Source organism: Leucobacter chromiisoli (assembly GCF_016522505.1).
Lineage (GTDB): Bacteria > Actinomycetota > Actinomycetes > Actinomycetales > Microbacteriaceae > Leucobacter > Leucobacter chromiisoli.
Genome location: NZ_JAEHOH010000001.1, coordinates 493,635 through 501,933, shown reverse-complemented (window position 1 = coordinate 501,933; position 8,299 = coordinate 493,635). Strand labels below are relative to the sequence as shown.

Annotated in this window: 8 protein-coding genes; 4 read left to right on the top strand and 4 right to left on the bottom strand. The window is 71.0% G+C overall.

Annotated features, from left to right (window positions below):
- Positions 1-232: 232 nt before the first annotated feature.
- Positions 233-1,318 (top strand): hypothetical protein, encoded by a 1,086-nt coding sequence (locus JD276_RS02195; protein WP_200113380.1) that lies wholly within the window; start codon positions 233-235, stop codon positions 1,316-1,318.
- Positions 1,319-1,395: 77 nt separating this feature from the next.
- Complete coding sequence (locus JD276_RS02190; protein ID WP_233615171.1) at positions 1,396-2,181, top strand: SGNH/GDSL hydrolase family protein; 786 nt, start codon at positions 1,396-1,398, stop codon at positions 2,179-2,181.
- 45 nt (positions 2,182-2,226) lie between these two features.
- Here JD276_RS02190 and phoH2 read toward each other — a convergent pair whose 3' ends face one another.
- Complete coding sequence (phoH2, locus tag JD276_RS02185; protein WP_200113376.1) at positions 2,227-3,552, bottom strand: RNA 5'-3' helicase PhoH2; 1,326 nt, start codon at positions 3,550-3,552, stop codon at positions 2,227-2,229.
- 285 nt (positions 3,553-3,837) lie between these two features.
- On the opposite strand from phoH2, the gene JD276_RS02180 reads away from it, so the two are divergent.
- Both JD276_RS02180 and JD276_RS02175 read left to right on the top strand, forming a co-directional pair.
- Entirely contained in the window at positions 3,838-4,422 is a 585-nt protein-coding gene (locus JD276_RS02180; protein ID WP_200113374.1) for a TetR/AcrR family transcriptional regulator, read from the top strand.
- Between the two features lie 80 nt (positions 4,423-4,502).
- Entirely contained in the window at positions 4,503-5,078 is a 576-nt protein-coding gene (locus JD276_RS02175; RefSeq protein WP_200113372.1) for a TetR/AcrR family transcriptional regulator, read from the top strand.
- Here JD276_RS02175 and JD276_RS02170 read toward each other — a convergent pair.
- Genes JD276_RS02170 through JD276_RS02160 form a run of 3 tightly spaced genes read right to left on the bottom strand, consistent with a single transcriptional unit; the run spans position 5,049 to position 8,260 of the window.
- Entirely contained in the window at positions 5,049-5,699 is a 651-nt protein-coding gene (locus JD276_RS02170; protein WP_200113371.1) for a CPBP family intramembrane glutamic endopeptidase, read from the bottom strand. The genes JD276_RS02175 and JD276_RS02170 overlap by 30 nt on opposite strands.
- A gap of 39 nt (positions 5,700-5,738) precedes the next feature.
- Positions 5,739-6,902, bottom strand: a complete 1,164-nt coding sequence (locus JD276_RS02165; RefSeq protein ID WP_200113369.1) for an acyl-CoA dehydrogenase family protein — start codon at positions 6,900-6,902, stop codon at positions 5,739-5,741.
- Positions 6,899-8,260, bottom strand: a complete 1,362-nt coding sequence (locus JD276_RS02160; RefSeq protein ID WP_200113360.1) for a CaiB/BaiF CoA transferase family protein — start codon at positions 8,258-8,260, stop codon at positions 6,899-6,901. The genes JD276_RS02165 and JD276_RS02160 overlap by 4 nt, the downstream gene beginning before the upstream one ends.
- Positions 8,261-8,299 lie beyond the last annotated feature (39 nt).

Genomic DNA, 8,299 nt, shown 5'->3' with positions numbered 1-8,299 from the left:
ACCTGGCGCTCGTTCTTCTCTCGATGACGCACCCCGGCGTAGCGAAGTAGCGCGTCCCAGAGAAGGGGGCCGGGATCCGTGCGGATCCCGGCCCCCTTCCGCGCGTTATGAAGACATTAAGAGCGCGTTCTGTCAAGTTCATAGGGGGTGGTTGAAGGGGTGGTAGTGTTGCCTCGTTCCAGAATCGTTACATCGGCTTCCCAGCCCCTCATCGATAGGTCCTCCCGATCCCATGACTGAACCGTCCGCATCGCGAACCGCTCTCCCCTCCCTCGACCGCCGCACCGTGCTCAAGGGAGCCGCGTGGGCGGCTCCGGTGATCGCGGTCGCCACCGCCGTCCCCGCCGTCTCGGCCACCACCGCCGGTTTCGATATCGAGATCCAGGGCCTCCAACGGGGCTGGGGCTTCTCATTCTTCAACGACGCCCTCACGGAACGGATCTCCGTCTCCACCGGCGACGGCTTCGCCATCGGCAACCCGGGCGCCTCCGACGCTCCCGCCGGCACGACGGTCACGGTCTCGGTCGACAACCGCGTGTTCGATCTCGGCACCGCCGCCCAGGTCGGGCCTGAGGGCGCGTCCTCCCCGGTGCCCCTGTCCCCCAGCGTCTCGGGCAACGTCACCACGTACACCCTCGTCGTCAACCACCCGGTTCCGGCTGGCGCCGACTACATGACGCCGGGTACCGGCGCCGTCGTCGTGACCTTCCCCGATATGAACACCGGCGTCGAGTACCCGAACGACCACCTCGACGGCTACACGCCGAGCGTGTGGGCCCTCGGCCTGTCCGGTGACGCCGACACGTCGAACAACTCCTGGCCTGGCACGCCGCCGGAGATCGAGCCCGCCACCCCGTGGGGCGTCCACTTCGAGTCGCACACGGCCGGCACCGTTCCCACTCAGGACGGGGAGGTTCGCACCATCGAGACCGCTCGAGCCGTCTCGGTCGGCCCGAACCCGACTCCCGCCAACGCCACCTTCCTGCTGTCGTTCGACTCGGGCGCGATCGCAGGAGTGGCCGCCGAGGTGACGCTCAACGGGTCGCCCTTCACCGGTGCGTCCCTCACCGAGCAGCCTCTCGTATCATCGGCTCGGCAGTGGATCCTCGATCTGGGGCAGCCCCTCGTCGAGGGCGACACGGTCGAGTTCGCCTTCGCCTACACCCTCATGGAGGAGCCGCTGCAGCGCCTCCAGGACAACGGCGCGGGTGCTGTGAACGTCTGGCTCGAGAGTCACCTCAACGACCCGAACCAGCGCTCCACGGTCTCCGTGGTTCGCGAGTACGCCTCCGACTGGAGCGAGTCGCCCGCGGAGTAGACGCGAACAGGTTCTTCGAACGCGGGCGGGGCCCGGGATCCGCGCGGGTCCCGGGCCCCGCTACGCTTATGGGCGTGATGCCTGGCCAGTCCCCCGTCGCGGGCGCCCGCGCGCTCGCCCTCTCCCTCACCGCCATGTTCGCCCGCCGCTTGGGCTGGAACGGGCTCTACGCCCGGGCGAACCGCCCGCTCATGGAGCTCGCCGAGATGCAACCCGTCACGGCCGCATGGTGGCGCGAGCGCCGCAAGCAGAAGGGCGAGTTCTTCTACCTCGCGATCGGCGACTCGACCGCCCAGGGGATCGGGGCGTCGACGCCGGGGCGCAGCTACGTCGGGCAGCTCGCCGACCGCATCGAGGCCTACACGGGCGCACCGGCGCGAGTGGTCAACCTCGGCGTCTCGGGCTCCACGACCTTCCTCTGCGCGCGCGACCAGCTGCCCCGCGCCGAGAAGCCGCTCGCGCAGCACCCGAACCTCGTCACCGTCTCCATCGGGGCGAACGACATCGCGATGTGGGACCCCGTGGCCTTCCACCGGAACCTCGGCCGCATCCTCGACGCCGTCCCGCGGCACACGATCGTGGGCGAGCTCCCGTGCTTCTTTTTCCCGAGGAACGAGCGGAAGGTCGCCGAGGCGAACGGGATCCTGCACCAGCTCGCCGAGGCGCGGGGGCTGAGGGTGGTGCCGATCCACGCGGCGACCCGGCGCCGCGGGCTGCTCGGGATCCTCACCGAATTCGCGGGCGACGCCTTCCACCCCAACGATCGCGGCTACGAGGTATGGGCCGACACCTTCTGGCCCGATGTGCGGGATCGCGTGGACGCCGTGATGCGCGAGCGCCGGGCATCGAGGCAGGCTCGCTGAGCGGCCCAGGAGTCCGGCGGCCGGCCTGCGGGCCGTCGGTGAGCCCTACAGCCCCGAATCCTCCAGCACCTCGGTGACGAGGGCCGCGATCTCGCTGCGCTCCGAGCGGGTGAGCGTCACGTGCCCGAAGAGCGGGTGGCCCTTCAGCTTCTCGATGACCGCGGCGACGCCGTCGTGGCGGCCGACCCGCAGATTGTCGCGCTGGGCGACGTCGTGCGTCAGCACCACCCGCGAGTTCTGCCCGATCCGGCTGAGCATCGTCAGCAGCACCCCGCGCTCGAGGGACTGCGCCTCGTCGACGATCACGAAGGCGTCGTGCAGCGAGCGGCCGCGGATGTGCGTGAGCGGCAGCACCTCGACGAGATCGCGCGCCACCACCTCGTCGAGCACGTTCTGCGAGACGATCGACCCGAGCGTGTCGAACACCGCCTGACCCCAAGGGTTCATCTTCTCCTGCTGGTCGCCCGGCAGGTACCCCAGCTCCTGGCCGCCCACCGCGTAGAGCGGCCGGAACACCATGATCCGGCGGTGCTGCTGGCGCTCGAGCACCGCTTCGAGACCCGCGGCGAGCGCGAGCGCCGATTTACCCGTCCCCGCCCGGCCCCCGAGCGAGACGATGCCGACCCGGGTGTCGAGCAGCAGGTCGATGGCGAGCCGCTGCTCGGCGCTGCGTCCGGAGACGCCGAAGACCTCCCGATCGCCGCGCACCAGCCGCACCGATGCCTCCCCGTCGACGCGCCCGAGGGCGTGCCCGCGCGGCGAGTTCAGGATCAGGCCCGTGCCGTGGGGCAGCCCGTGCACCTCGGGCACGTCGGTCAGGCGCTCGTCGTCCCAGAGCTCGCCCATCCGCTCCTCGTCGAGCTCCAGGGTGGCGACGCCCGTATAGACGTCGTCGCCGACCTGCTCGGCGAGGTACTCCTCCGCGCCGAGGCCGATCGCGGCCGCCTTCACGCGCATCGGCAGGTCCTTCGACACGATCGTGACGTCGAGCCCCTCCGCGGCGAGGTTCTGCGCCACGGCGAGGATACGCGTGTCGTTGTCGCCCAGTCTGAGCCCGTTCGGCAGCACCTCGTCGCTGCCGTGATTGAGCTCGACCCGCAGGGTGCCGCCCTGGTCCCCCACGGGAACGGGGAAGTCGAGCCGGAGGTGCTGCTCCCGCAGCTCGTCGAGGAGACGCAGCGCGCGCCTCGCGAAGTAGCCGATCTCCGGATCGTGCCGCTTCTTCTCGAGTTCGCTGATCACCACCACGGGCAGCACCACGGCGTGCTCGGCGAATCGAAACAGGGCCCGCGGGTCGCTCAGCAGCACCGAGGTGTCGAGCACGTAGGTGCGCTCACCCCGTTCCGAGCCCCGTACTTCTGCTGGTTCCATACCCCCACGCTACGCCCATCGGGCGATTCTCGCGGCAGCACATGCGAGGGGCCGGGTAAACACCTGGGGTTCGCTGGGTGAACACCCAGTTCCCCTCCCGACCTGGGGATTCGTGAAAAATCTCCCAGCACGCCGTGCAGCGGTCCGGTAACGTTGTGACGTTAGACGACGGATCCGGGCCCCGCCTCGACGGGATGGTCGACGGGAACGGGTTCCCCGCCCTCGGGCGGACCGCGGAGAGCGACCGGCCCTCCGCGGCAGGAAGTTCTTCAAGGGAAACGAGACATGACCGACGCAAGGGTACTGCGCACGCGCGCGTCTCTGCACCGGGCCATCGCGGCGCTCGCCGCGAAGGCCCCGGTGACCGAGATCACCGTTTCGCAGCTCGCCGAGGACGCGGGCATCAACCGCGCCACCTTCTACAAGCACTTCGATTCCCCCTCCGAGACGCTCGCATCCTTCCTGCAGGCCGAGCTGGGGCCGGTCCGCGACCGCTTCTCGGCCGACTTCTCGTCGCCCGACGTCGACCCGGTCGACGCGTACCGCAACTGCGTGCAGGGGGTGCTCGATCACGTGGAGCGCTTCCGCGACGTGTACGCGATGGCGATCGCCACGCCTCACGACGGCGTCGCCCAGAACCTGCTGTGCGACTTCTTCACGGACACGGTGCACCCGTTCCTCGAGAGCCGCTCGAAGGTCGACCCGCGCGTGCTCGAGCTGGAGCCGAACACCGCGGCGCGCTTCTTCGCCCACGGCATCGTCGGGGCGATCAAGTCGTGGGTGCTGAACGGAGATCCCGACCGGGAGTACTTCGTCCGTACGCTGGTCGGCTGCGCCCCCGACTGGTGGCTCCGACCGCGCACGACGTGACGGCGGAGGCGGACTGCGACCGAACCGGGAGCCCCGAAGCCCGGGAGTTCAGAGAGTTCAGAGAGTAAGGCGGACATCGCATGACCGACGCACGAGTGGTGCGCACGCGCGCGGCGCTGGATCGCGCCATCGCCGAGCTGGCCTCCGAGGCCTCGGTGTCCGAGATCACGGTCTCGCAGCTCACCGAGACGGCCGGCATCAACCGCGCCACCTTCTACAAGCACTTCACCTCGCCCGCCGAGGCCCTCGAGGCGCTGCTCGCGCAGGAGCTGGATCCGGTGCGGGAGCGGCTGCAGGGCTACGCGACGCCCGGCAGCGATCCCCGCGCGGTGTTCCAGTCGACGATGACCGAGGTGCTCGACCACATCGAGCGGTTCCGCGACATCTACGAGACGGCCTTCGCGAGCCCTCACGACAGCACGGCGGGCCACGTGCTGGCCGCCCACTTCGCCGAGTCGGCGCGGGCGTTCCTCGGCGAGCCGGAGGGCGGCGGACCGCTCGATCCGACCATCGACCGGGATGTCGTCGCGAGCTTCATCGCCTCCGGCCTGGTCGGGGCGATCGGGGTGTGGCTGCGGCGCGAGGACTGCAGTCGCGAGATGCTGCGCGAGGCGATGCTCGCCGTACTACCGGGCTTCTGGTTCCCCGGGCGGTAGCCCCGAGCCGCTCTCAGCGGCCCGGGGATCGTCCGGAGCACCGGGGGTCGCGGACGGCGCCGAGGGGCGTCGGCCTGCGACGCGCTTCGGAGCGAGCTCGGGCTCGGGCCCGAACTGCCGGGTGAGCAGGAGGATCAGCACGACGGCCGCCACCACGATCCACCCCGAGACGCCGAGCGGGTTCACGAGCGCCATCTCCATCGGCTCGCCGGCGGCCGGCAGCCAGATGAGCAATCCCGCCGAGGCGTTGAGCGCGGCGTGACCGAGCACCGCGGGCCAGACGGACCCGCTCCGCAGACGCACCCAGCCGAACAGCACGCCCCAGACGACGGCGCCGACGGTCATGAGCGCGACGCCGCTCCAGTCGGTGCGATTGAAGTTGTATCCGAGCAGGATCACCGGCGTGTGCCACAGCCCCCAGATCGCTCCGCTCAGCAGCAGCGCGGGCCACGCTCCGAGCGGCCGCAGCGCCGGGAGCAGCCAGCCGCGCCAGCCGATCTCCTCGCCGAATGCGGCGATCGACCCGACGAGCGCGTTGAGGGGGATCGCGGCGATCTGCAGGGCGACCAGCAGCCCGAGGGGCGGCATGGCGGCGGCGGCCAGCGTGCTGGGCGCACGCATCGTCCTGAGCGCACGCCCCGCGCACGCCCCTCCTGCACATTAGAACGCGGCGATCCCCGTGAGTTCGCGCCCGATGACCAGCTGGTGCACCTCGTCGGTGCCCTCGTAGGTGCGCACCGACTCGAGGTTCGCCATGTGCCGCATCACGGGGAAGTCGTCGGTGATGCCGTCGCCGCCGAGGATCGCGCGACTCGTGCCCGCGATCTTGATCGCCTCGCGCACGTTGTTGAGCTTGCCCACCGAGATCTGGCCATGGGTGAGTCTGCCCGCGTCCTTGAGGCGGCCGAGGTGCAGCGCGAGCAGCAGCCCTTTCTCGTACTCGACGAACATGTCGGCGAGCTTGGCCTGGATGATCTGCTTCCCGCCGATGGGCGCCCCGAACACCTCGCGGGTCTGGGCCCGTCGCACGGCGACCTCGAGGCAGGATCGCGCCGCGCCCATGACGCCCCAGGCGATGCCGTAACGAGCCTCGTTGAGGCACTTGAACGGCGAGGAGAGCCCCCGCGAACCCGGCAGGATCGCGTCGGCGGGCAGGCGCACGTCGTTCAGCTCGATCTCGGTCTGCAGCGAGGCTCGCATCGACAGCTTGTTCTCGATCGCGGTCGCGCGGAAGCCCGGCGTATCCGTCGGCACGACGAAGCCGCGCACGACGCCCTCGTCATCCTTCGCCCAGATCACGCCCACCTGCGCGATCGTGGCGAGGCCGATCCAGCGCTTGCGGCCGTTCAGCACCCACTCGCCGCCGTCGCGACGGGCCGTCGTGACCATCGTGTTCGGGTCGGATCCGCCCTGCGGCTCCGTCAGCCCGAAGAAGCCGATCGCCTCGCCCCGGCCCATCGCGGGCAGCCAGCGCTCCTTCTGCTCATCGGAGCCGAACTTGTAGATCGCCCCCATGGCGAGGGATCCCTGCACCGAGAGCGCTGTGCGGAACCCCGAGTCGACCGCCTCGAACTCCATCGCCACCAGGCCGTACGCCACGGAGGAGGCGCCTCGGAGGCCGTAGCCCTCCATGTACATGCCGAAGGCGCCGAATGCGCCCACCTCGGGCAGCAGCTCCGCCGGCAGGCGCCGCTCCTCGAACGCCCGGTCGATGATCGGCCGGATGCGGGTCTGCGCGAACTCGCGCGCCCGCAGCTGCCACTCGCGCTCCTCGGCGGAGACGAGATCCGCGACGTCGAACAGCTGGTCGATGGTGGTGGTCATTCCTGCTCCTTCTGGGCGGTTCGGGATGGGGACGGCTCGGGGCGCGGCAGCCAGTCCGCGTCGTCGTGGGCGCCGAGCGCCGGCGGGGGCAGCCGCGTGCCGACCGGCGTCTCGGAGAGCGAGATGGGGGTCGCGACCGAGCGCAGGGTGCGCCGTTCGCCGTCCGGCCCCACGGCGGCGGTCTCGGCGACCGCACCGAGACCGAGCGAATCGGCGAGCTCGAACGCCTGCCCGATCGTGTTCACCCGCCCGGCAGGGATGCTCCGCGCGGTGAACTCGCCGATCCACTCGTCCGCGGGCCGTTCCCCCAGGCGCTCCTCGAGCAGGGCGCGGAGCTCGGCGCGATGCGCCACGCGCGAGGGGTTGTCGGCGAACCGCGGATCCTCGGCGAGGTCGGGGATCCCGAGCGCCTCGCACAGCCGCGAGAACTGACCGTCCGTGCCCACGGCCAGCGCGATCGCCTGGTCGCGGGCGGCGAGCGTCTCGTACGGCGCGATCGACGGGTGCGCGTTGCCCATCCGCCCCGGGGACGTCCCCGTCTCGAGCGTCGAGGACGCCTGGTTCGCGAGCGCGGAGAGCAGCGAGCCGAGCAGCGTCACCTTGACGTGCTGACCCCGGCCCCTCGCCTCGCTCCCGCGCGGCTCGGTGGGGGTCGCCCCGGCCTCGCCGCTCCCGCGCGGCTCGGCAGGCGGCAGATCCCGCGCACGCAACGCGGCCTGGATCCCGATCACCGCGTTCAGCCCCGTGAGCACGTCGACGAGCGCGACGCCCACCTTGGTCGGCTCCCCGCCGTCGTCGTCGCTCGCCCCCGTGATGCTCATGAGCCCTCCGACCGCCTGCACGAGCAGGTCGTAGCCGGGAAGCTCGGCCCCCGCCGCGTCGCCGAAGCCCGAGATCGAGCAGTACACGACGCCCGGATTGACCGCCGACACCTCGGCGTACCCGAGGCCGAAGCGATCCATCGTGCCGGGTTTGAAGTTCTCGACGACCACGTCGGCGGAGCGGGCGAGCCGCCGCGCGCGAGCCAGTCCGTCCTCGGATCGCAGGTCGCACACCACCGAGCGCTTCCCGCGGTTGACACCCGCGAAGTAGGTGCTCTGCCCCACCGCGTTCACCGGCGGGCGCCACTGCCGGGTGCCGTCGCCCTCGGGGCTCTCGATCTTGATGACGTCGGCTCCGAGATCGGCGAGGATCATCGTCGCGTGCGGGCCGGCGAGCACGCGCGAGAAGTCGGCGACGCGGATCCCGGCGAGCGGGCCGGTGGCAGCGTCGGGCGCTGCTGCGCTCTCGGGCACTGCTGCGCTCGCGTGCGCCCCCTCACCCCGGCCGGAATCACCCTGCGAGGGGTTCTCACCCATGCTGCTCCCATCACGGTCCACGACGACTGCGGCGGCTCA